At 67.9% G+C, this 21,176-nt stretch carries 24 protein-coding genes; 15 read left to right on the top strand and 9 right to left on the bottom strand.

Going from position 1 to position 21,176, the window contains the following annotated elements; genetic code table 11:
* The first annotated feature begins 122 nt into the window (after window positions 1-122).
* On the top strand, window positions 123-509 hold the full coding sequence (locus G432_RS05665) for a hypothetical protein (protein WP_015457865.1): 387 nt from the start codon (window positions 123-125) through the stop codon (window positions 507-509).
* 117 nt (window positions 510-626) lie between these two features.
* Here G432_RS05665 and G432_RS05670 read toward each other — a convergent pair whose 3' ends face one another.
* The gene (locus G432_RS05670) at window positions 627-1,085 is read right to left on the bottom strand and encodes a VOC family protein (RefSeq protein WP_015457866.1); all 459 of its coding nucleotides are present in this window, start codon (window positions 1,083-1,085) and stop codon (window positions 627-629) included.
* A 137-nt stretch (window positions 1,086-1,222) separates the two neighbouring features.
* Here G432_RS05670 and purL point away from each other — a divergent pair, with 137 nt between their 5' ends.
* The gene (gene purL, locus G432_RS05675) at window positions 1,223-3,412 is read left to right on the top strand and encodes a phosphoribosylformylglycinamidine synthase subunit PurL (RefSeq protein WP_015457867.1); all 2,190 of its coding nucleotides are present in this window, start codon (window positions 1,223-1,225) and stop codon (window positions 3,410-3,412) included.
* A 275-nt stretch (window positions 3,413-3,687) separates the two neighbouring features.
* A complete protein-coding gene (locus G432_RS05680; protein WP_015457868.1) occupies window positions 3,688-4,884 on the top strand; it encodes an acyltransferase family protein in 1,197 nt (398 codons plus the stop codon).
* A gap of 30 nt (window positions 4,885-4,914) precedes the next feature.
* On the opposite strand, the gene G432_RS05685 is transcribed toward G432_RS05680, so the two are convergent.
* A complete protein-coding gene (locus G432_RS05685; protein ID WP_015457869.1) occupies window positions 4,915-5,586 on the bottom strand; it encodes a hemerythrin domain-containing protein in 672 nt (223 codons plus the stop codon).
* A gap of 124 nt (window positions 5,587-5,710) precedes the next feature.
* On the opposite strand from G432_RS05685, the gene G432_RS05690 reads away from it, so the two are divergent.
* The 3 genes from G432_RS05690 (at window position 5,711) to bfr (ending at window position 7,723) form a co-directional block, all read left to right on the top strand.
* Window positions 5,711-6,940, top strand: a complete 1,230-nt coding sequence (locus G432_RS05690) for a DUF418 domain-containing protein (protein ID WP_015457870.1) — start codon at window positions 5,711-5,713, stop codon at window positions 6,938-6,940.
* A 34-nt stretch (window positions 6,941-6,974) separates the two neighbouring features.
* Complete coding sequence (locus tag G432_RS22445) at window positions 6,975-7,145, top strand: (2Fe-2S)-binding protein (RefSeq protein ID WP_015457871.1); 171 nt, start codon at window positions 6,975-6,977, stop codon at window positions 7,143-7,145.
* Between the two features lie 95 nt (window positions 7,146-7,240).
* Window positions 7,241-7,723 (top strand): bacterioferritin, encoded by a 483-nt coding sequence (gene bfr, locus G432_RS05695; protein ID WP_015457872.1) that lies wholly within the window; start codon window positions 7,241-7,243, stop codon window positions 7,721-7,723.
* Between the two features lie 62 nt (window positions 7,724-7,785).
* Here the strand turns inward: bfr and G432_RS05700 are convergent, their stop codons facing one another.
* Entirely contained in the window at window positions 7,786-9,102 is a 1,317-nt protein-coding gene (locus tag G432_RS05700; RefSeq protein WP_015457873.1) for a hemolysin family protein, read from the bottom strand.
* 132 nt (window positions 9,103-9,234) lie between these two features.
* Here G432_RS05700 and G432_RS05705 point away from each other — a divergent pair, with 132 nt between their 5' ends.
* Window positions 9,235-9,909 (top strand): OmpA family protein, encoded by a 675-nt coding sequence (locus tag G432_RS05705; RefSeq protein WP_015457874.1) that lies wholly within the window; start codon window positions 9,235-9,237, stop codon window positions 9,907-9,909.
* 62 nt (window positions 9,910-9,971) lie between these two features.
* Here the strand turns inward: G432_RS05705 and G432_RS05710 are convergent, their stop codons facing one another.
* Both G432_RS05710 and G432_RS05715 read right to left on the bottom strand, forming a co-directional pair.
* On the bottom strand, window positions 9,972-10,400 hold the full coding sequence (locus G432_RS05710; RefSeq protein ID WP_015457875.1) for a nucleoside deaminase: 429 nt from the start codon (window positions 10,398-10,400) through the stop codon (window positions 9,972-9,974).
* A 79-nt stretch (window positions 10,401-10,479) separates the two neighbouring features.
* The gene (locus tag G432_RS05715) at window positions 10,480-10,746 is read right to left on the bottom strand and encodes a hypothetical protein (RefSeq protein ID WP_015457876.1); all 267 of its coding nucleotides are present in this window, start codon (window positions 10,744-10,746) and stop codon (window positions 10,480-10,482) included.
* Between the two features lie 175 nt (window positions 10,747-10,921).
* Here G432_RS05715 and rpmB point away from each other — a divergent pair, with 175 nt between their 5' ends.
* Entirely contained in the window at window positions 10,922-11,206 is a 285-nt protein-coding gene (gene rpmB / locus G432_RS05720; RefSeq protein ID WP_015457877.1) for a 50S ribosomal protein L28, read from the top strand.
* Window positions 11,207-11,236: 30 nt separating this feature from the next.
* Here the strand turns inward: rpmB and G432_RS05725 are convergent, their stop codons facing one another.
* Window positions 11,237-12,208: an esterase-like activity of phytase family protein gene (locus G432_RS05725; protein WP_015457878.1), complete on the bottom strand. Its 972-nt coding sequence runs from the start codon at window positions 12,206-12,208 to the stop codon at window positions 11,237-11,239.
* 223 nt (window positions 12,209-12,431) lie between these two features.
* Here G432_RS05725 and G432_RS05730 point away from each other — a divergent pair, with 223 nt between their 5' ends.
* Complete coding sequence (locus tag G432_RS05730) at window positions 12,432-12,860, top strand: glycine zipper 2TM domain-containing protein (RefSeq protein WP_015457879.1); 429 nt, start codon at window positions 12,432-12,434, stop codon at window positions 12,858-12,860.
* Between the two features lie 91 nt (window positions 12,861-12,951).
* Here G432_RS05730 and cobT read toward each other — a convergent pair whose 3' ends face one another.
* From cobT to G432_RS05745, 3 genes are read right to left on the bottom strand one after another with little or no spacing between them, the layout of a single operon-like run.
* A complete protein-coding gene (cobT, locus tag G432_RS05735; protein ID WP_015457880.1) occupies window positions 12,952-14,790 on the bottom strand; it encodes a cobaltochelatase subunit CobT in 1,839 nt (612 codons plus the stop codon).
* Window positions 14,791-14,827: 37 nt separating this feature from the next.
* Entirely contained in the window at window positions 14,828-15,832 is a 1,005-nt protein-coding gene (gene cobS / locus G432_RS05740) for a cobaltochelatase subunit CobS (protein ID WP_015457881.1), read from the bottom strand.
* A gap of 32 nt (window positions 15,833-15,864) precedes the next feature.
* The gene (locus G432_RS05745) at window positions 15,865-16,461 is read right to left on the bottom strand and encodes a J domain-containing protein (protein WP_015457882.1); all 597 of its coding nucleotides are present in this window, start codon (window positions 16,459-16,461) and stop codon (window positions 15,865-15,867) included.
* Window positions 16,462-16,506: 45 nt separating this feature from the next.
* Between G432_RS05745 and G432_RS05750 the strand changes: the two genes are divergently transcribed.
* From G432_RS05750 to thiL, 6 genes are read left to right on the top strand one after another with little or no spacing between them, the layout of a single operon-like run.
* Window positions 16,507-16,809 (top strand): BolA family protein, encoded by a 303-nt coding sequence (locus G432_RS05750; protein WP_015457883.1) that lies wholly within the window; start codon window positions 16,507-16,509, stop codon window positions 16,807-16,809.
* Entirely contained in the window at window positions 16,806-17,714 is a 909-nt protein-coding gene (locus tag G432_RS05755) for an alpha/beta fold hydrolase (protein ID WP_015457884.1), read from the top strand. The genes G432_RS05750 and G432_RS05755 overlap by 4 nt, the downstream gene beginning before the upstream one ends.
* A 12-nt stretch (window positions 17,715-17,726) precedes the next feature.
* Complete coding sequence (gene hisG, locus G432_RS05760; RefSeq protein WP_015457885.1) at window positions 17,727-18,401, top strand: ATP phosphoribosyltransferase; 675 nt, start codon at window positions 17,727-17,729, stop codon at window positions 18,399-18,401.
* Window positions 18,391-19,677, top strand: a complete 1,287-nt coding sequence (hisD, locus tag G432_RS05765) for a histidinol dehydrogenase (RefSeq protein WP_015457886.1) — start codon at window positions 18,391-18,393, stop codon at window positions 19,675-19,677. The genes hisG and hisD overlap by 11 nt, the downstream gene beginning before the upstream one ends.
* Window positions 19,674-20,141, top strand: a complete 468-nt coding sequence (nusB, locus tag G432_RS05770) for a transcription antitermination factor NusB (RefSeq protein WP_015457887.1) — start codon at window positions 19,674-19,676, stop codon at window positions 20,139-20,141. The genes hisD and nusB overlap by 4 nt, the downstream gene beginning before the upstream one ends.
* A gap of 37 nt (window positions 20,142-20,178) precedes the next feature.
* Window positions 20,179-21,129, top strand: a complete 951-nt coding sequence (gene thiL, locus G432_RS05775) for a thiamine-phosphate kinase (protein ID WP_015457888.1) — start codon at window positions 20,179-20,181, stop codon at window positions 21,127-21,129.
* Window positions 21,130-21,176: the final 47 nt, after the last annotated feature.

A 21,176-nucleotide genomic window follows, 5' to 3' on the forward strand; every position in this document is an offset into this window, starting at 1 on the left:
TGCGCCGAACCTTAAAACAGGACCGGATCGGCCCCTTGCGATGAAGGATTCTGCTGATAAGCTGCAGATGTAATAAATCTCAGGCTTGACGCGCGGTTGCAGCGCGTCAAAATCATCCCGCTATGCAAAAAGCCCCCCTGACGCTCGCGGCCGCGTCCCTCGCGGCCCTCCTCTCCCTTGCGGCCTGCAATACGGAACCGGAGACGGTCAACGCCGGCCCGGCCGATCCGGATGCCGCCAACCTGGCCGAGGCCCCGCCCGTGACGCTGCCGCCGGCGCTCAGCGCCAGCCGCACCTATCGCTGCAAGGACAACAGCCTCGCTTATGTCGATTTCTTCGCGGACGGCACCAGCGCCGATATCCGCGCGGAGAAGACCGGCCCGGCCACCCGCCTGACCGCGCCCACCAAGGGCGAGCCCTTCGTCGCCGAAGGCTATAAGCTCACCGGCGACGGCACCAGCGTCACGCTCGAGCGGCCGGGCAAGGCCAGCCAGAGCTGCAAGGCCTGAACCCGATCCGCGCCCGCGCGGGCGCGCCTCCTTCCATCAGGCCCGCCGGACGGGCCATCCGAAAAGGCCGGCGGAGCGATCCGCCGGCCTTTTTCGTGAGGATTCAGCGGCGGCCGATCAGGCCTTGGCCGTCATCTCGTCCAGGCGGCGGCGGCATTCCTCGATCGAGACATCCTCGACATGGGTGGCGAGGGTCCACTGATGCCCGAACGGATCGGTCAGCGTGCCCGCGCGGTCGCCATAGAATTGATCGGCCACGGCGCGATCCTCCCTGCCGCCGGCCTCGATCGCCCTGGCGAAGGCCGCATCCACATCGGGCACGTAGATCAGCAGGCTCACGGTGGTGCCGCCCCGCGACCTGGGGCCGAGATGGTCCATGTCCGGCCATTCGTCGGCCAGCATGACATGCGAATCGCCGATCTTGATCTCGGCATGGCCGATGCGGTCGCCCATCGGCATGCGCAGCACCTCCTCCGCGCCAAAAGCCTGCTTGTAGAATTCTATGGCAGCTGCCCCGTCATCGACGACCAGATAAGGTGTGACGCTGTGGTAGCCTGCGGGAATCGGATCGACCATGACAACCTCCCATTTTCAGAACATAATAGGAACATAGGCACGATTCGCGGCCCAAGTCGAATCCGAATCCACGGAGGGAACGGATAAAAGCGACGGGTGGTTCAAACGGCGGCCAATATGCTCTAGAGGGCGCGCGCATGACCGAGATCACTCCCCAGATCGTCGCCGAGCACGGCCTCTCCCCCGAAGAATATGAGCGCGTCCTCGCCGCCCTCGGCCGCGAGCCCAATCTGACGGAGCTCGGCATCTTCTCGGTGATGTGGTCGGAGCACTGCTCCTACAAGTCTTCGCGCATCCACCTGAAGAAGCTGCCGACCAAGGCGCCCTGGGTGATCTGCGGCCCCGGCGAGAATGCCGGCGTCGTCGATATCGGCGACGGCCAGGCCGCCATCTTCAAGATGGAGAGCCACAACCACCCATCCTATATCGAGCCCTATCAGGGCGCGGCCACCGGCGTGGGCGGCATCCTGCGCGACGTGTTCACCATGGGCGCGCGGCCGGTCGCCAACATGAACGCGCTGCGCTTCGGCCGGCCGGACCATCCCAAGATGCGTCATCTGATCGCGGGCGTCGTCCACGGCATCGGCGGCTACGGCAATTGCGTGGGCGTACCGACGGTGGGCGGCGAGGTGAATTTCCACCGCGCCTATGACGGCAACATCCTGGTTAATGCGATGACGGTGGGCGTCGCCGAGACCGACAAGATCTTCTATTCGGCGGCGTCGGGCGTCGGCAATCCGATCGTCTATGTCGGGTCCAAGACCGGGCGCGACGGCATCCACGGCGCCACCATGGCCTCGGCCGATTTCGGCGAGGATTCGGAGGAGAAGCGCCCGACCGTGCAGGTCGGCGACCCCTTCACCGAAAAGCTGCTGATCGAAGCCTGCCTGGAACTGATGGCGTCGGACGCGATCGTCGCCATCCAGGACATGGGGGCCGCCGGCCTCACCTCCTCCTCGGTGGAGATGGCCTCCAAGGGCGGGGTCGGCCTGCTGCTCGACATGAACAAGGTGCCCCAGCGCGAAGAGGGCATGACCGCTTACGAGATGATGCTGTCGGAAAGCCAGGAGCGGATGCTCATGGTGCTGAAGCCCGGCAAGGAAGCCTTCGCCGAGGCGATCTTCCGCAAGTGGGAGCTGGATTTCGCGGTGATCGGCGAAGTCACCGACACTGGCCGCATGATCCTCGTCCACAATGGCGAGACGGTGTGCGACATCCCGCTCGCCCCGCTGGCGGACGAGGCCCCGCTCTACGACCGCCCGTCGCTCAGCCGCGAGGACTATGCCGCCTGGGCGAAGGTGGAGCCGCTTGGCGATGTGCCCGAATCGGCCGATCTGGGCGCCGATCTCGTCACGCTGATGGCATCGCCCGATCTCGCCTCGCGCCGCTGGATCTGGGAGCAATATGACCACATGGTCGGCGCCGACACGGTGCAGCGCCCCGGCGGCGATTCCGCCGTCGTCCGCGTGCATGACACGGAGAAGGGCATCGCCATCTCCACCGACTGCACGCCGCGTTACTGCTATGCGGACCCCTATGAAGGCGGCAAGCAGGCGATCGCCGAATGCTATCGCAACCTCTCCGCGGTGGGCTCGCTGCCGCTAGCCGTCACCAACTGCCTGAATTTCGCCAATCCGCAGCGCCCGGAAATCATGGCGCAGTTCGTCGGCTGCCTGGACGGCATGGGCGAGGCCTGCCGCGAGCTTGCCTTCCCGATCGTGTCGGGCAACGTCTCGCTCTACAATGAGAGCAAGGCGACCGGGGGCGGCTCCGCCATCCTGCCGACGCCCGCGATCGGCGGCATCGGCCTGCTGTCCGACTGGTCGAAATCCGCCACCGTCGCCTTCAAGAGCGAGGGCGACGGCATCTGGCTGATCGGCGGCAAGGGCAGCCATCTCGGCCAGTCCGTCTGGCTGCGCGAGATCCATGGCCGCGAGGCCGGCCCCGCGCCCACCGTCGATCTGGTCAAGGAAAAGGCGTCCGGCGATCTCGTCCGCAAGCTGATCGCCAACGGCACGGTGAACGCCGTCCACGATCTTTCGGATGGCGGCCTGCTGGTCGCGGTGGCCGAAATGGCGCTGGCGGGCGGCATCGGCGCCAGCCTCGATCCGATCGCCTCGGCGGCGGAGGCCTTCGGCGAGGATCAGGGCCGCTATGTCGTGACGGCAGCGCCGGGCGTGGACGTGCCGGGCGCCGTGCGGATCGGCGCCGTCGGCGGCCACAGCGTGAAGGCGGGCGACGGCATCAACGTCCAGCTCGCCGACCTGCGCAAGGCGCATGAAGGCTTCTTCCCCAAGCTGATGGGCGCCGACGCCGCGCTCGCCTGATGCCCCTTCCCTCCCGCGCCATCGTGACGCGGGAGGGCACGGGCCCGATACGCGGACCGACGGCCGCCCACGCCCCATCCCTGCCCCATCCATGGCGGGATTTTCCGCCGCCGGCTTTGGTGCTAACAGGATCCCGCGAATTTTAGCGGAGGATCGTTACCCGGCTGCGCGCGTCCATTCTTCACGTCATATTTCCGCAGGAACCGATGCGCGCCCGCCGAGTTGCGCCATGTGATCGCCCCCACCACCGGGCCGATCGCGGGATGGACGGGGGTATGTCGATGGCCAATGCGAGCGGAACAGCCATATCGCGCTTCCTTGCGCTCGATAGCCTGCGCGGCATCTGCGCGAGCATGATCGTTCTCCTGCATTTCCACACGCCCGGCATCATCAGCAATTCGGCGCTGGTGAAGAACGGCTCGCTCTTCGTCGATTTCTTCTTCGTGTTGAGCGGCTTCGTCATTTCGGCCAGCTATGGCGACCGGATCACCAACGGCTTTTCCATCGGCAAGTTCATGGGGCTGCGCATGGGGCGGATCTATCCGCTCCACTTCTTCGTGCTGATGGTGTTCCTGGCATTCGAGATCGTCTTCGCCACCGGCGTGCTGGGCCAGGCGGACCGGCAGCCGTTCCAGGCGCCCAACGACATCCCATCGCTGCTCGCCAGCCTGTTCCTGGTGCAGACCTTCATCGGGCCGGACGGCACGGGCTGGAACGGCCCCTCCTGGAGCATCGCCGTGGAGATGTGGACCTATCTGATCTTCGCCTTCGTGTTCCGCTGGGCGCGGCCGATCCTGATCCCGCTCTGCCTCGTGCTCGCGGCGCTGTGCGGCATCTATCTGTTCAACCTCACCGATCGCTATCTGAACGTGTTCCACGATGGCGCGCTGGCGCGCTGCCTGTTCGGCTTCTCGCTGGGCGTGGTGGCCTTCCAGGCGCATAAATGGATCGCCACCCGCAAGGAGCTTCCCGCCGCACTCGCCACCGTGCTGGAAATCGCCGCCATCATCATCACGGTACAGATCGTCAGCATTTCGGGCTCCAAGCCCCTGTCGCTGATCGTGCCGCCCGTCTTCTTCGGGGTGGTTCTGCTCTTCTCGTTCCAGCGGGGCGCGGTGGCGAAGCTGCTGCTGAAGCCGCCCTTCCTGCTGATGGGCACGCTTTCCTATTCGATCTACATGATCCACGGCTTCCTGGAATATCGCACCGTGAACGCGCTCGGCATCATCGAGAAGCTGTCGCACGGCAGGCTCGATCTGGTGACGACCATCGACGGCCATAACCAGGTCGGCGGATCGCCCTTGTTCGGGGATTTCATGTCGATCCTGATGCTCGCGATCACGATCGGCTTCGCCTATCTCAGCTATCGCTGGATCGAGCATCCCGCCCAGCAATGGTCGCGGCGGAAGCTCCGGCAGAAGCCCGCCGCCGTCCCGGCCGAGCCGGTGGCGGCGGTGGCTCCCGTCCCCTGACCATCCGGGCCGGCCGGCGCCGGCCGGATATCAGGCGAGCTTGAACCCCTCCCAATTGGCGGCCGAGGTCAGCGCCTTGTTCTTCTCTTCGGAAAGGGCGGCGTGGAGCTGCGGGAAGATCGATTCCTCCTCCTCGCGGATATGCGCTTCCAGCATGTCGCGGAATTCGGCGATCTCCATCGCGAATTCGGGCGCGTCCTTCGCCATCCGATCCAGCGTGAAGAGATATTGCTTCACATAGCCGTGATCGTGGTTGAGCTTGTCCGCATCCGCCTTGTCGCCCCAGTCGCGCAGCGCCGGGTAGATCACCGTCTCCTCGGTGAAGGTATGCTTCTCCAGCGCGTGGCGAAGCTGGGCGAGCAGGATGGCGCGGCGGCGCACCTGATCGCCGTCGGTCGCCTGCAGCGCATCGAAAAGCGCAAGCGCGGCGCGATGCTCCGCCTTCAGCGCCTCGAACCAGTCGCCGGTCAGCGCGCTCGGCGCCTGCATCGCCGCCCTGCGGCCGAAATTGGCGAGAAGGCCGGTCGCCAGGCCCGCCGCCGCCACGCCGATGATCGTCGCGGTGCTGGTCCGGTGATTGCCCGATCGATCGACGGCGCCGCGCGCGCTTCGCGCGGTGAACTTGCCGGTCGATTGCGAACGGGGCTGGGATCGGGCGGCATGTGACGTGCGGCCGCGATCGCCCTGTGCCGTGGTGGCCATGTGACGCTCCTTCAATGATTTATGCTTGTTCGCGTGCATGCAGCTACGTGCTTGTTCCTCAACCGCCGGCAGGGACGCATGTTCCGCGATTGACCGCATCGCCGGCTCGGGACATGGCGAGGCCATGACCGCCACGCCCCAGCGCCTCCCCACCCTAGACGGTCTGCGCGGGCTGGCGGTGATGGGCATCCTCCTCATGAACATCGCCGCCTTCGCGATGCCCTTTGCGGCCTATTTCAACCCGCTGGCCTATGGCGCGGCCGGCCCGGCCGAGATCGCGCTGTGGATGGTGGAGTTCGTCCTCGTGGACGGGAAGATGCGGGCGATCTTCTCGCTGCTGTTCGGGGCCAGCCTGCTGATCGTGCTCGATCGCGCCAGGGCGGCCGGCGCGGATGGCGAGCGCATCCATTTCCGCCGGATGGGCTGGCTGCTGGCCATCGGCCTCGCCCATTTCTACTTCATCTGGGATGGCGACATATTGTCGCTTTATGCCGTCGTCGGCTGCGCGGCATGGTTCTTCGCAGAAGCGCCGCCGCGCGATCTGGTCCGCTGGGGGATGCTGCTGCTGGTCCTGCAGGGCGCGATGTTCGCGATCCTGTTCGCCGCCGTGGCCGGCGGGGCGCCGGACGGCGCGTCCTGGATCGACCTGCAGCAGGGATATGGCATCCCCCCGGCCGATGCCATCGCCCGGGAACTGACGCTCCATCGCGGCCCCTATCTCCCGCAGGTCGTCCATCGGCTGACGGATTCGACGATGGTGCCGCTGGTGCAGATGCTGATGTTCGGGCCGGAGACGCTGGGCCTGATGCTGCTGGGCATGGCCGGCCTGCGCAGCGGCTTCCTGACGGGCGGCTGGAGCCGCGCCGGCTACGTCCGCGCCGCCCTGATCGGCTACGGCACCGGCCTGCCGCTCTCGCTGCTGCTCGCCGCATTCTGCTGGTGGCGGGGGTTCGACGCGCTCATCATGTTCGGCGCCGCCATGCCGCTGGGGCTGCCGGCCCGGCCGTTCATGGCGCTCGGCCATATCGCGCTGGCCATGATCTGGCTGACGGGCGGACGATCGGCCTTGCGCGATCGCGTGGCCGCCGCCGGGCGGGTCGCGCTTTCCAATTATCTCGGGTCGAGCCTGCTGATGACCGGCCTCTTCTACGGCTACGGCCTGGGTCTTTACGGCCGGCTCGATCGATTCGCCCTGCTCGGCATCGTCGTCGCGACCTGGGCGATCATGCTGGTCTGGAGTCGATTCTGGCTCGATCGCTTCGTCTACGGCCCCTTCGAATGGCTGTGGCGATCGCTGGCCCGTGGAAAAATGCAGCCGATCCGCAGGCAGGATATTGCGAGGCACTCTCAGTAGCGCTATCTCTCCTTCCGAAGACGGAGAGGCATTGATGGTCGTTTGCGTTTGCAACGCGATTCGCGAGAAGGATGTGCGGGAAGCCGCGCGGGCCGGACATAGCTCCCCCTGCCAGGCCTATGCGGCGCTGGGCCGCCGCGCACGCTGCGGACAATGCGTCCCATTCGCACGGGAAATCATCGCCTCCGAACGTGCGACTGCTTAGCAGCCGCAACTAAAAATCGGCGGAAATCCGCCATTTTCCGGTGATTTTCCAAGTCATTCCGGCTATGATCTTCGGCGTATAGCCGGAGATTCATCATGAAGGGCGACCCCAAGGTCATCGATTATCTGAACGAGGTGCTCAAGAACGAGCTAACCGCGATCAACCAATATTTCCTCCATTACCGCATGCTCGAACATTGGGGCGTCACCAAGCTCGCCAAGTTCGAATATGGCGAATCCATCGACGAGATGAAGCACGCCGACAAGCTGGCGGAACGCATCTTCTTCCTCGATGGCCTGCCCAACTTCCAGCTGCTCGGCCGGCTGAAGATCGGCGAGACGGTGGAGGAGATCCTCAAGGCCGATCTCGCGCTGGAGAACGAGGCCATCCCCCTGCTGCGCGACGCCATCGCCCATTGCGAGACGGTGCGCGATTATGTGACGCGCGATCTGCTGCGCGACATCCTCGACAGCGAGGAAGACCATGTCGATGCGCTGGAAAAGCAGTTCGACCTGATCGAACGCATGGGCATCCAGAACTATGTCCAGCTCCAGTCGGAGCCCGCGCACGAAAGCTGACCGGAATTGAAAGGTCGTGGCGGGCGGCGCGGTCTCCCCCGCCCGCCCGGCCGGTTTTCCCCTCAGTCGCCGGCGCGGCTCGCCAGCATCTTGTCGATCTTGCGGCCGTCCATGTCCACGATCTCGAAGCGCCAGCCATCCTCGACGAAGCTCTCGCCCACCGTGGGCAGATGCTTGAGCACGGACAAAGCGAAGCCCGCGCAGGTCGCGTAATCGCGATCCTCGGGCAGCGGCAGGGCCAGCCGGTCGGCCATCATGTCCGCCGCCGCCGATCCCGAGATCAGCCAGCTTCCGTCCTCGCGCTCCACGAAGGGCGGATCGGTGCCTTCCTCCCGGTCGGACGCGAACACGCCGCCGATCGCCGCAAGCAGGTCGGCGGGCGTCACCACCCCTTCGAAATGGCCATATTCGTCGTGGACCAGCGCCATCGGCACCGCGGCCTCGCGCAGCGTCTCCAGCGCGTTCATCGCGTCCATCTGATCGGGCACGATCGGCGCCGGCCGGGCGAGCGCCCGCACATCGGTCGCCTCGCCCGCCAGGAGCGCCGCGACGATGTCGCGCGCCTGCACCACCCCGAAGATCGCATCCACCGATCCTTCCGCCACCGGCATCCGGCTGTGCGGCATCGCCCGCAGCCTTTCCGCTATGGCGGCGGGATCGGCTGTGGCGTCGATCCATTCGATCTCGGTGCGCGGGGTCATCACCTCGCGGACCGGGCGATCGGCCAGCCGGACCACACCGGAGATGATCGCCCGCTCGCTCTCCTCGATCACGCCGGCATTGGACGCCTCGGCGACGATCAGGTGCAGTTCCTCCGCCGTCACATGGGTTTCGGATTCGCGGCGGATGCGGAACAGGCGGAAGATCAGCGCGCTCGATCGGTCGAGCAGCCACACCAGCGGCGCGGTGACGCGCGACAGCCAATGCATCGGCGCCGCCACGATCGCGGCGATCGGCTCGGGCGAACGCAGCGCGAACTGCTTGGGCACCAGCTCGCCGATGATGAGCGAGACATAGGTGGTGAGCACGATGACGAGACCGAAGCCCGCCTCCCCCGCGATCCGCGCCGGCACGCCGAGCCGGGCCAGCCGCTCGCCCACCGGCCCACCCAGGCTGGCGCCCGAATAGGCGCCCGCCAGGATGCCGATCAGGGTGATGCCGATCTGCACCGTCGACAGGAACTTGCCGGGATCGGCCGCCAGATCGAGCGCGCGCCGCGCACCCCGGCGCCCGGCCCGCGCCATCGCTTCCAGCCGCGGCTTGCGCGACGAAACGATCGCCAGCTCGGACATCGCGAACACGCCATTCAGGGCGACCAGCGCGATGATGATCACGCAATCGATCCAAGGGAAGGGCTGGAGGGGAATATCCGGCGGCATGGCGCGATATCCCCATAGAACGGAATCTTGCTGGTGGACAACAATCTCGTCATCGAAGATTCAGCACGGCGGCGGAACAAGCAGCCGCGGCCAAGGGTTTTGCCGCCATCAGCGAAGGGAAAGGGACAATCCATGCGGATCAGCACCAAGTTGGCCGGAGCGAGCCTGGCGCTTGCGGCCTTGACGACCTCGGCCTGCACGACCGATCCGGTCACGGGCGAGAAGAAGATGTCGAAGGCGGGGATCGGCTCGCTCGGCGGCGCCCTGGTTGGCCTGGGCGCGGGCGCACTGGTCGGCGGACACCATAATCGCACCGAGATGATCGTGGGCGCGGGCATCGGCGCGATCGCCGGCGGCGCCATCGGCGCCTATATGGACCGGCAGGAGCGCGAGCTTCGCCAGAAGATGGCCGGCACCGGCGTGGAGGTGAAGCGCCAGGGCGACGAGATCCTGCTCAACATCCCGTCCGGCATCACCTTCGCCACCAACAGCTATGCGGTCGAGCCGCAGTTCCGCTCCACGCTGGATCAGGTGGCGCAGACACTGTCGAGCTACAACCAGACCTATGTGGACGTGTACGGCCACACCGATTCGACCGGGAACGACACGATCAACATCCCGCTTTCGCAGAACCGCGCGAAATCGGTGGCGGACTATCTCGCCACCCACGGCGTCGATCGGGCGCGGATCGGCACGCAGGGCTTCGGCTCCAGCCAGCCGATCGCATCGAACGACACGGTGGACGGCCGCGCCCAGAATCGCCGGGTGGAGATCAAGATCGTGCCCGTCACCGATACCAGCAGCTGACAGGGCCGGCCCTGACGGTCGCGAAGGGAGGGCGTCCATGGGGCGCCCTTCTTTTTGTCCGGTCAGCGCCGGGCCGCGAAGAAGGCCCTGAGCATCGCCGCCGCCTCGCCCTCGCCGATCCCGGCATAGACTTCGGGCCGGTGATGGCAGGTGGGCTGCGCGAAGAATAATGGCCCGTGCGCCACGGCCCCGCCCTTGGGATCGGGCGCGGCATAATAAAGCCGGCGGATACGGGCGAGCGAGATCGCGCCCGCACACATGGCGCAGGGCTCCAGCGTCACCCACAGGTCGCAATCGCCCAGCCGCTCGTTGCCGATCGCGGCGGCGGCACGGCGGATGGCCAGCATCTCGGCATGGGCGGTGGGATCATATTCGCCGCGCATCGCATTGGCGGATGTGGCGACCACCTCGCCCTCCCGCACGATCACCGCGCCCACCGGCACCTCCCCCGCCTCGGCGGCGGCGCGCGCGAGATCGAGCGCCAGGCGCATCGGTTCGGGCAAGGGAAAGCTCATCGCCCGCCTGTAGCCCGGCCGCAGCCGATGCGCGAGCGATGTCGGATCGAAAAGCTCAGTCCTTCTTATCGACGTCCACCGTCGGCACCTTCACCTCCTCCTTCCGCGTGCCGACATCGATCCGGGGCACATCCACGTCCCTGGTCGTGGTGCCGACCTTCACGTCGGCGGTCTTCACGTCGAACCGGGGCGCCTGTCCGCCCTCCACCGCGATACGGGGAAGCTGCCCCTTCTGCGTCTGGCTGATATCCACCAGCCCGGTGGCGAGAGCGCCGATCGCGGCCAGCACGACGATGATCCCGATTATGATAAGGGCCCGCATGTTTCACTCCCCTTCGATGCCGTTCCGGTGGTCAACGCAGGGGCGCGACGGGCGGTTGCATTCCATGCATTCGCACGACATGGGCATCCGCAAGGGTCATTGCGGTTGACGAATCCCTCGATCGCAGTTATCCGCGCCCACTTTCCGGGCAACCGAACACCTAGGACGAAATGACATGGCGCGCATCTGCGAGCTGACCGGCAAGGGCCGGCAGGTGGGACACAATGTTTCCCACGCGAACAACAAGACCAAGCGGACCTTTCTGCCGAACCTGCAGAATGTCACGCTGATCTCCGATGCGCTGGGCGAAGGCGTCAAGCTGCGCGTTTCGACGCACGGCCTGCGTTCGGTCGAGCATGTCGGCGGCCTGGACAACTGGCTGCTGAAGACCAGCGACGACAAGCTGTCGCTGCGCGCTCGCCGCCTGAAGCGCGAGATCGCGAAGAAGGCCGCGGCCTGATCTTCCGCGCGGGCGGCATCCCCGCCCGCGTCACCGCCCCGCTTCAGGGGCGGTCTCCTTATCGAGACGGAAGCGCAACAGCAGCGTCCGCTGGATGCTGCTGAAATTGTCGTCGGAGGCGATCCACAAGATCGCCCCGCGCGCATCCCGCGTTATCGCCAGCGCCTCCATATTGTCGACCGTCATCGGCGATGCCAGCCGGGCGATCTCCCGACCGCGCACGACGGCCCCCGGCCGGACGGCGGCAAGGTCGACGATCGAAATCACAGCCGAAACGCCGTCCATCAGCGTGAAGCGCCGGTGGAGCACGATCAGCCGCCCGTCCGGCAGCGCCTGCGCGTCCGTCACCACATAGCCATCCGGCGGCACATAATCGAAGCGGTCCGCCCGCGCGCCCGCCACGGGATCGCCCGCGAACATCAGGGCCGCCCGGCTGCCGGCCACCCGTCCTTTCGCCTCCTCCGAAAAGACCAGGAAGCGGCCGTCCGCCAGCCGCACCAGCGCCTCGGGCCCGCCATTGCGCGGCCATCCCGCCATCACCGCCGGCGCGACATGGCCGGTGGCGCGGCCAAGGCCCGGATCATAGCGCCAGATCGCATTCGCGCCCTCGAACCCCACCCAATAGGCGCCGCCCGGCCCACGCGCGAGGGATTCGCTGTCGCGGCCGCGCCCCGCCGGCCCATCGGGCAGCATGCCGATCACCCGGCCGGCCGGCGGCAGGTTGCCGCGCGGGCTGATCCGGAAGATGCCGCCCCGGTCCCCCAGCGCGATCAGGTCCTCACCGTCGCCGGCCAGCGCGGAGATGCCGCCGAAGCGTCGGTCCGCGCTGGTCAGCACCCAGCCGCCCAGATAGGCGAGCCCGCCGATCCGGGTGCGCGCGGGATCGCGCGGGTTGAGCGGCACCGCCTTCGCCACGATCGCGGCACCGCCCTCGTTCATCGCGGGCGTCCCGACTGAACCGCCAGCCAGCAACATCGCGCACAGGATCAATATCTTCCGCATCGCCAGCCTTCCTAGGCCCGATCTCTGCCGAAGGGAATCGTCCGCGCCTCGCGCCGGGCAATCGCCATGCCGAGTGTCCCGCGCGCCAAGCTGAACGCCACCTAACCGGCCCGTTCAGCCACAACTCACGCGAATCGCGGCATAAGGGCAGCATGTCGAAGACGGCCAGCCGCGGGACGCAATCCCGCTCCAGGCGCCAGCGGCAAGGACAAGGAAAAGAGACATGTTCAAGACGATCGCTTTTTCCGCCGTCGCGGCGCTGACGGCAGCCACCATGGTCCCCGCCGCCGCCGAGGCGCGCGGCTATGATCGCGGCCATCACGGCTATAGCAACCAGGGCCACTATCGCGGCGGCGGCAACCATTATCGCGGCCGGCCAGCTTATTATCGCGGCTCTCCCCGTTATTATGGCGGCCAGCGTTATTATGGCGGCGGCCGGGGCTATTATGCCGATCGCGGCTATTATCGCGGCCGCTGCCGTGACAGCGGCACCGGCGGCACCATCATCGGCGCCATCGCCGGCGGCCTGCTAGGCAACGAGGTCGGCAAGAATACGGGCGGCTATTACGATCGCGGCAACGGCACCACCGGTGCCATCATCGGCGCGGGCGTGGGTGCGCTCGCCGGCCGCGCGATCGACCGCGATTGCTGATCGACAACCGCATCTGCGTATCCCTCGTGTAGCGTGAGAGGGGTGGGCCGGGGCTCCTGTAGAGCTCCGGCCCTTATTCTGTCCGGGTGCCCTATCGAGGCGCGGCGTCGAACAGGCCGGCGAGCTGCTCCACCATCGTGCCGCCGAGCTGCTCCGCATCCATGATCGTCACCGCGCGGGCATAATAGCGCGTCACGTCATGGCCGATGCCGATCGCGACCAGTTCCACCGGCGACCGGTTCTCGATCCAGCCGATCACCTGGCGCAGATGCTTTTCCAGATAGGCGCCGCTGTTCACCGAAAGGGTGGAATCGTCCACGGGCGCGCCGTCGGAGATGACCATCAGGATCTTGCGCTCCTCCACCCGGCTGATCAGCCGGTTGTGCGCCCAGAGCAGCGCCTCCCCGTCGATATTCTCCTTGAGCAGTCCCTCGCGCATCATCAGGCCCAGCGACTTGCGGGCATGGCGCCAGGGTTCGTCCGCGCGCTTGTAGACGATGTGGCGCAGATCGTTGAGCCGCCCCGGCGCGGGCGGGCGGCCATTGGCCAGCCACTTCTCGCGCGATTGCCCGCCCTTCCAGGCGCGGGTGGTGAAGCCCAATATCTCCGTCTTCACGCCGCAGCGTTCCAGCGTGCGGGCCATGATATCGGCGGAGATCGCCGCGATGGAGATCGGCCGGCCGCGCATCGAACCTGAATTGTCGATCAGCAGCGTCACCACCGTATCGCGGAAATCAGTCTCGCGCTCGACCTTGTAGGACAGGGAATGGGCCGAATCGATGACGACGCGGGCCAGCCGCGCCGCATCCAGCAGCCCTTCCTCCTGGTCGAAATCCCAGCTCCGGTTCTGCTGCGCCATCAGCCGGCGCTGCAGCCGGTTGGCGAGCTTGGTGACGGCGCCCTGCAGGTGGACGAGCTGCTGGTCCAGATAGGCGCGCAGCCGGGTCAGCTCCTCCTCGTCGCACAGCTCGTTGGCGGCGACGACCTCGTCGAATTCCTCGGTATAGGCCTTGTAGTCGAACTGGGGACCGAGATCGGCCAACGGGCGGTTCGGCCGCACGGGCATGGTGCCCTGCTCGCCTTCGTCGCCGCTGTCGCTTTCCATCTCGGAAAGCGAATCCTCGTCCATGTCGACGCTCTCGCCGTCGTCCTCGGCATCCTCGCTCGCCTCGGCGCGGGCCTCCATCGGCGCATCGGACTGGCCGGAGCCGTCGTCCTGCTGGTCCTCGCCGTCCTCGCCCTCGTCCTGATCGTCGCCCTCGCCTTCCTCGCCGGCCTCCTGCTCGTCATCGGGCGTCATCTCGCCCTCGACCAGCTCCAGATCCTCGAGCAGGCGGGTAGCGAGCCGGGCGAAGGCCGCCTGGTCGTCCAGCGCCAGGCCGAGCGCGTCGAGATCGTGCCCGGCCTTCTCCTCGATCCAGTCCCGCACCAAAGCCAGGCCCTGCCGCGCCGATTCCGGCACGGGCTGGCCCGTCAGCCGCTCGCGCACCAGCAGGCCCAGCGCCGAGGACAGCGGCACCTCGTCCCGGCTGCGCGCGCGGACCAGCGGATCGGATTTCAGCCGCAGGTCCAGCGCATGGGCAAGGTTCGCCCGCACGCCTTCCATGGCGCGCGATCCGATCGCTTCCACCCGCGCCTGCTCCACGGCATCGAATGCCGCGCGGGCGACCGCCTCGGCCGGCGCGTTGCGGGCGTGGAGCGCGGTATTATGGTGCCGGAGGCGCAGCGCCGCCCCGTCGGCGAAGCCCCGCGCCTCGGCCACCTGCTCGGCCGGCAGCGACCGGGCCGGCATCGGCACCTTGATGGCCTTGCCATAAGCCTGCGGCGCATCGGCGGCATAGCCGACCTCCGCCTCCGGCTCGTGCGAAAGCGCGCGCGCCGTGCCCCCCAGCACTTGGCGGAAGGCTTCGAGCGGGGTCTGCTGGGTCATCCGCGCCTCCACCGGCCCACGGATGGGCGGGGCGTCCTCACGCCTTGCCCACCACGCTTTCCGGCAGGTCCTTGCCGAACACGCGCTGATAATATTCCGCCACCAGCGGCCGTTCCGCCTCGTCGCACTTGTTGAGGAAGCTCAGGCGGAAGGCGAAGCCGACATCGTTGAAGATCAGCGCGTTCTGCGCCCAGCTGATCACCGTGCGTGGCGACATGACGGTGGAGATATCGCCGGCGATGAAGCCCTGGCGGGTCAGGTCCGCCACCTTCACCATGTTGTCGACCACCTTCTTGCCGTCCGGCTTGTCATATTCGCCGGACTTGGCGAGCACGATCTGCGCCTCGGTCGCCGCCGGCAGATAGTTGAGCGTGACGACGATGTTCCAGCGGTCCATCTGGCCCTGGTTGATCTGCTGGGTACCGTGATAGAGGCCGGTCGTGTCGCCCAGGCCCACCGTGTTGGCGGTGGCGAACAGGCGGAAATGCGGATTGGGGCGGATCACGCGGTTCTGATCGAGCAGGGTCAGCTTGCCCTCCGTCTCCAGCACGCGCTGGATCACGAACATCACGTCCGGGCGGCCGGCATCATATTCGTCGAACACGAGCGCGGTCGGCGTCTGCAGCGCCCAGGGCAGCAGGCCTTCGCGGAATTCCGTCACCTGCTGGCCGTCGCGCAGCACGATGGCGTCGCGGCCGATCAGGTCGATGCGGCTGATATGCGCGTCCAGGTTGATGCGGATGCACGGCCAGTTGAGGCGGGCGGCCACCTGCTCGATGTGGGACGACTTGCCGGTGCCGTGATAGCCCTGCACCATCACGCGGCGGTTGAAGGCGAAGCCCGCCGCGATCGCCAGCGTGGTATCCGGATCGAAAACATAGGCCGGATCGAGATCGGGCACCCGCTCGTCCGCCTCGGAGAAGGCCGGCACTTCCATGTCGCTGTCGATGCCGAACAGGTCGCGCACCTTCACCATCTTGTCGGGGGCATCGAGCACCGTGGCGGCGCGGCTGTCGGGCTGGATGTTGGGCAGATCGGACATATCTCGCTCTCGGGCTCTACTCTCGAACTGAATCAGGCGAAGGCGGGTGCGGCCTTCAGATGCGTATAGGCGCTGATCACATCCTGCAAAGCCTTCTCGTGGCGCCTGTCGCCACCATTGCGGTCAGGATGATAGCGGCGGACCAGTTCCGTATAACGCTTGCGGATCGCCTTCAGGTCGGCATCGGCTTTCAGCCCCAGCACCTGCAGCGCGCGGCGATCGCCCTCGCCCAGCGGCCGCCCGTCCGGCCGCGCCGCCCGCGCCTCGGCATAGCGCGCGCCGATCGCATCCAGCGGATCGACAAAATCCGCCCAGCGCGGGCCGGCGCCCGCCGCCGATGTCGAAAAGGCGCGCGTCTCCCGTTCCCAGCCGGCGAAAGGGCGCTGCGCATTCTCGATCTCGTCGGCGGTCATGCCGTCGAAGAAATTATAGCCGGCGTTGAACGCGCGCACATGATCGAGGCACATCCAGCGCCATTCGCCCGGCCCGTCGAAACCGGGCCGCGTGATGCCGGGCACGCGGAACTCGCCCGGCTCCATGCAGCCGGGATGCGCGCAGGGCCTGTCGCCCGTGCCGATCCGCCCGTGGAACCGATCCTGTCTCCGCCGCTGTTCGCCGCCGTCCGCCAACTTTACATCTCACTCCCTTGGCCTCGATCGGGCTATATAGGCCCGATGATCGATATTCCCACCGCCTCCCGCCCAGGCCCCGTCGCCGCCGAAATCGCCAGCCGCCTGACCGCCGCCCTGTCGCCCGATCATCTGGCGGTGATCGACGACAGCGAGAAGCATCGCGGCCATGCCGGGCACGATGCGCGCGGCGAATCGCACTTCACGGTGGAGATCGTTGCCACCGCGTTCGAGGGGCAGAATCGCGTGGCCCGCCAGCGCGCGGTCAACGCCGCATTGGCCGATCTTCTGCGCGATCGCGTCCACGCGCTCGCCATCCGCGCCCGCGCGCCGTCCGAGGCGGCGTGACGGAGCTTCGCCGCCAGCGCTTCGCGCTTCCCACCGGGGTGGAGCTGGACGTCACGCTCGGCGGCGAGGGCAAAGGCGATCCGCTGGTATTCCTCCACGGATTTCCCGAATCGGCGCGGACATGGCGCCATCAGATGGCGGACCTCGCCGCCGATCATGCCGTCGCCGCGCCCGACCAGCGCGGCTTCGCGCGATCGTCCAAGCCGGCCGCCCTGGCGGACTATGCCGTCGAGCATGTCGTCGCCGATCTGCTCGCGCTGGCGGATGCGCTGGGCTTCGCCCGCTTCACCCTGATCGGCCATGACTGGGGCGGGGCCGCGGCCTGGGCTGCGGCGCTGCGCCATCCCGATCGCATCGCCCGGCTCGTCATCGCCAATGCGCCCCACCCGCTGATCTTCCAGAAAAGCCTGATCGACGATCCCGCCCAGCGCGCCGCATCCCAATATATGCTGGCCTTCCGCGATCCCGGCATGGAGGCGCGCGTCGCGGAAATGGGGATCGAGGCCTTCTTCGACAAAAGCTTCGCCGCCCATGTGCAGGCCGGCGCCATCGATGCCGGGGAACGGGCGATCTACCTCGATCAGTGGCGCCAGCCGGGCGCGCTCACCGGCATGCTCAACTGGTATCGCGCGTCGCGGATCGTGGTGCCGGCAATCGGCGAAACGGTGGAGCGGCCCGATTGGATCGACGCCTCCTTCCCGCCGCTCGCCATGCCCGCGCTGGTGATCTGGGGGATGCGGGACAAGGCGCTGCTGCCCTGTCAGATCGAAGGGCTCGGCCCGCTGGTGCCCGATCTCAGCATCGTGCCGATCGAGGATGCCGGCCATTTCGTGCCGTGGGAAAGGCCCGCCGCCGTAACCGCCGCGATCCGCGCCTTCCTTGCGGAGACGCGCCCGAGCGACTAAGCCGCCCGCGCCATGGCCGATCCGATCATCATTGCCATTCCCAAGGGGCGCATCCTTGTGGAGACACTGCCGATGCTCGCGCGCGTCGGCATCGTGCCCGAAGCCGCCTTTTCGGACGAGGACAGCCGCGCGCTGCGCTTCGCCACCAACCAGCCCCATATCGGGCTGATCCGGGTGCGCGCCTTCGACGTCGCGACCTTCGTGGCCCATGGCGCGGCGCAGATCGGCATCGTCGGATCGGACGTACTGGACGAGTTCGATTATTCGGCGATCTACGCCCCCGTCGATCTCGGCATCGGCCGCTGCCGGCTTTCGGTGGCGGAGCCGGTGGAGATGGCCGCCGGCGACGATCCGCGCGAATGGAGCCACGTCCGCGTCGCCACCAAATATCCCGGCCTCACCCGCCGCCACTTCGCCGCGCGCGGCGTGCAGGCCGAATGCGTGAAGCTGAACGGCGCGATGGAGATCGCCCCCGTGCTGGGCCTCGCCAGCCGCATCGTCGACCTCGTCTCCTCCGGCCGCACCCTCAAGGAAAACGGCCTCGTCGAGGTGGAGACGATTTGCGAGGTATCCGCCCGGCTGATCGTGAACCGCGCCGCCTTCAAGACCCGCGCGGAGGAGATCGCGCCGCTGGTCGAGGCGTTCCGCGCGCTGGTGGCGGAGGAAGGGCAGCAGGATGCCGCTTAGGCTCGACAGCCGCGATGCGGGCTTCGCCGCCGCCTTCGATGCGCTGGTCGATGCGCGGCGCGAGGCGGATGAGGATGTATCCCGCGCCGTCACCGCGATCCGCGCCGATGTCCGCGCGCGCGGGGATGCCGCGCTGGCGGAGCTGACCCGCCGGTTCGACGGCCACGACCTCGACGTCACCGGCTGGCAGGTGCCGAAGGCGGAACGGCAGGCGGCCCTCGCCGGCCTCGCCCCCGATCTGCGCGCCGCGCTCGAACTGGCGGCGGAGCGCATCCGCGCCTACCACGCCGCCCAGCGCCCGGCGGACAGCGAGACGGTGGACGCCGCCGGCGTCCGCATGGGCGCGCGCTGGCGCGGGGTGGATGCCGCCGGTCTCTACGTCCCCGGCGGGCGGGCCGCCTACCCTTCCTCCGTGCTGATGAACGCCATTCCCGCCAGGGTGGCCGGCGTCGGCCGGCTGGCGATGGTGACGCCGACGCCCAAGGGCGAGACCAACCCGCTGGTGCTGGCCGCCGCCGAGATTGCCGGCGTGGACGAGGTGTGGCGTGTGGGCGGCGCGCAGGCGATCGCGGCGCTGGCCTATGGCACCGATCGGATCGCGCCGGTGGACGTGGTGGTCGGCCCCGGCAACGCCTGGGTGGCGGAGGCGAAGCGCCAGCTTTACGGCGTGGTCGGCATCGACATGGTGGCCGGCCCGTCGGAAATCGTGGTGGTGGCCGATGGCGCGAACGATCCGGCCTGGATCGCCGCCGACCTGCTGAGCCAAGCCGAGCACGACCCGACCAGCCAGTCCATCCTGTTCACCGACGATGCCGCCTTCGCCGATGCGGTGGCGGCCGAGGTGGAACGGCAGCTCGGCGCGCTTGCCACGGGCGCCACCGCCTCCGCGAGCTGGGCGGCCAATGGCGCGATCATCCTTGTAGGCGACCTGCTGGAAAGCGCTCCCCTGATCGATCGGCTGGCGCCCGAGCATCTGGAGCTGGCGCTGGCCGATCCCGAGCCGCTGTTCGCCGCCGTGCGCCATGCCGGTTCGGTGTTCCTCGGCCGCTACACGCCGGAGGCCGTGGGCGATTATGTGGGCGGGCCGAACCATGTGCTGCCCACCGGCCGCCGCGCGCGCTTTTCATCCGGGCTTTCCGTGCTCGACTTCATGAAGCGGACGAGCTTCCTTGCCTGCGACGCCGCCTCCATCGCCCGCATCGGCCCCGCCGCCGTGGCGCTGGCCGAAGCCGAGGGCTTGCCCGCCCACGCCCGATCTGTAGCTGTGAGATTATGACCAAGACCAACGCCAAGACCAACGAGCGTTCGCGCGCCCGCAGCGCCGCCCGGCTCTTCGCCGTGCAGGCGCTCTACCAGCATGAGATGGAGAAGACCCCCATCCCCAAGCTGCTGGACGAGTTCCACCAGCACCGGCTGGGCCGCACGATCGAGGACGTGACCTATGCGCACGCCGAGACCGATTTCTTCGACGATCTCGTGCGCGGCGTCGATGCGCGGCGGGAAGAGATCGACGCGGCGATTACCGCCAAGCTGGCCGCCGGCTGGTCGCTGGAACGGCTGGACAAGCCGATGCGCCAGATCCTGCGCGCCGGCACTTATGAGCTGATCGCCCGCATCGACGTGCCGACCGCGACCGTGATCAGCGAATATGTCGACGTGGCCGACGCCTTCTACGACAAGCGCGAAAAGGGCTTCGTGAACGGCCTGCTCGACGCGGTGGCCAAGGCGGCGCGGGGATGATCCCCGCCCTCCCGCAGCAGGGAGGGAGGCGGGGCGCATGACCCGCGAGGCCGATTTCATCGCCCGGCTGCGCGCGATCGCCACCCACCCCGCCGCGCGCGGGCTGGCGGACGACGCCGCCGTGCTGCCGCTTTCCGGCGAAATCGTGCTGACCCACGACATGCTGGTGGAAGGCGTGCACTTCCTGCCCACCGATCCGCCAGGCGACGTGGCGTGGAAGCTGGTGGCGGTGAATCTTTCGGATCTCGCCGCCAAGGGCGCCGCGCCGATCGGCGCGCTGATGGGATATGGCTTCACCGGCGATCCCGGCTGGGACGCCGCCTTTGCCGAGGGGCTGGCACAGGCGCTGACGACCTTCGGCCTGCCGTTGCTGGGCGGCGACACCGTGGCGATGCCGGCGACCGCACCGCGCACGCTGGGGTTGACCGCGATCGGCCAGGCCCCGGCATCGGGCGCGCCATCCCGCGCGGGCGCACAGCCCGGCGACCGGCTGTGGATGACGGGCAGCGTGGGCGATGCCGGCATCGGCCTCGCCATCGCCCGGGGTGTCGCGAACGGCCCGGCGGCGCTGCTCGAACGCTATCGCCGACCCGTGCCCCGCCTCGGCCTCGGCGCGGCCCTCGCCCCGCTGGCGCATGCCATGGCCGACATGTCGGACGGGCTGCTGATCGACGCCGCCCGCATGGCCGCGGCCAGCGGCGTCGCGATCGAGATCGCGCTGGAAGCCATCCCCCTCTCCCCCGCGCTGCGCGCCACCGCCGGCGACGGCCGCGAGACCCGCATCGCCGCCGCATCGGCGGGCGACGATTACGAACTCCTGCTCGCCGCCCCCATTGAGGCGGAGGAAGCGATCCGGGCGGCGGCCGAGCAAGCCGGCCTGCCGATCAGCCCGGTCGGCATCTTCATCGCGGGCGCGGGTATCCGCCTGAACGATCGGGGCGAGCCACTGCCGCTGCCTACCCGGCTGGGTTTCGAGCATGACGGATAAGGAAAGATAGCCGCCACTCCGGCGACGTGCCTTTCCCACATATTCCG

This window comes from Sphingomonas sp. MM-1, assembly GCF_000347675.2.
In the GTDB taxonomy this organism is placed as follows: domain Bacteria; phylum Pseudomonadota; class Alphaproteobacteria; order Sphingomonadales; family Sphingomonadaceae; genus Sphingomonas_E; species Sphingomonas_E fennica.

Bases quoted from the DNA above. Each gene is read 5' to 3' on its own strand.
- G432_RS05665 (WP_015457865.1), top strand. From the start codon at position 123: ATGCAAAAAGCCCCCCTGACGCTCGCGGCCGCGTCCCTCGCGGCCCTC.
- G432_RS05670 (WP_015457866.1), bottom strand. From the start codon at position 1,085: ATGGTCGATCCGATTCCCGCAGGCTACCACAGCGTCACACCTTATCTG.
- purL (WP_015457867.1), top strand. From the start codon at position 1,223: ATGACCGAGATCACTCCCCAGATCGTCGCCGAGCACGGCCTCTCCCCC.
- G432_RS05680 (WP_015457868.1), top strand. From the start codon at position 3,688: ATGTCGATGGCCAATGCGAGCGGAACAGCCATATCGCGCTTCCTTGCG.
- G432_RS05685 (WP_015457869.1), bottom strand. From the start codon at position 5,586: ATGGCCACCACGGCACAGGGCGATCGCGGCCGCACGTCACATGCCGCC.
- G432_RS05690 (WP_015457870.1), top strand. From the start codon at position 5,711: ATGACCGCCACGCCCCAGCGCCTCCCCACCCTAGACGGTCTGCGCGGG.
- G432_RS22445 (WP_015457871.1), top strand. From the start codon at position 6,975: ATGGTCGTTTGCGTTTGCAACGCGATTCGCGAGAAGGATGTGCGGGAA.
- bfr (WP_015457872.1), top strand. From the start codon at position 7,241: ATGAAGGGCGACCCCAAGGTCATCGATTATCTGAACGAGGTGCTCAAG.
- G432_RS05700 (WP_015457873.1), bottom strand. From the start codon at position 9,102: ATGCCGCCGGATATTCCCCTCCAGCCCTTCCCTTGGATCGATTGCGTG.
- G432_RS05705 (WP_015457874.1), top strand. From the start codon at position 9,235: ATGCGGATCAGCACCAAGTTGGCCGGAGCGAGCCTGGCGCTTGCGGCC.
- G432_RS05710 (WP_015457875.1), bottom strand. From the start codon at position 10,400: ATGCGCCTGGCGCTCGATCTCGCGCGCGCCGCCGCCGAGGCGGGGGAG.
- G432_RS05715 (WP_015457876.1), bottom strand. From the start codon at position 10,746: ATGCGGGCCCTTATCATAATCGGGATCATCGTCGTGCTGGCCGCGATC.
- rpmB (WP_015457877.1), top strand. From the start codon at position 10,922: ATGGCGCGCATCTGCGAGCTGACCGGCAAGGGCCGGCAGGTGGGACAC.
- G432_RS05725 (WP_015457878.1), bottom strand. From the start codon at position 12,208: ATGCGGAAGATATTGATCCTGTGCGCGATGTTGCTGGCTGGCGGTTCA.
- G432_RS05730 (WP_015457879.1), top strand. From the start codon at position 12,432: ATGTTCAAGACGATCGCTTTTTCCGCCGTCGCGGCGCTGACGGCAGCC.
- cobT (WP_015457880.1), bottom strand. From the start codon at position 14,790: ATGACCCAGCAGACCCCGCTCGAAGCCTTCCGCCAAGTGCTGGGGGGC.
- cobS (WP_015457881.1), bottom strand. From the start codon at position 15,832: ATGTCCGATCTGCCCAACATCCAGCCCGACAGCCGCGCCGCCACGGTG.
- G432_RS05750 (WP_015457883.1), top strand. From the start codon at position 16,507: ATGATCGATATTCCCACCGCCTCCCGCCCAGGCCCCGTCGCCGCCGAA.
- hisG (WP_015457885.1), top strand. From the start codon at position 17,727: ATGGCCGATCCGATCATCATTGCCATTCCCAAGGGGCGCATCCTTGTG.
- hisD (WP_015457886.1), top strand. From the start codon at position 18,391: ATGCCGCTTAGGCTCGACAGCCGCGATGCGGGCTTCGCCGCCGCCTTC.
- nusB (WP_015457887.1), top strand. From the start codon at position 19,674: ATGACCAAGACCAACGCCAAGACCAACGAGCGTTCGCGCGCCCGCAGC.
- thiL (WP_015457888.1), top strand. From the start codon at position 20,179: ATGACCCGCGAGGCCGATTTCATCGCCCGGCTGCGCGCGATCGCCACC.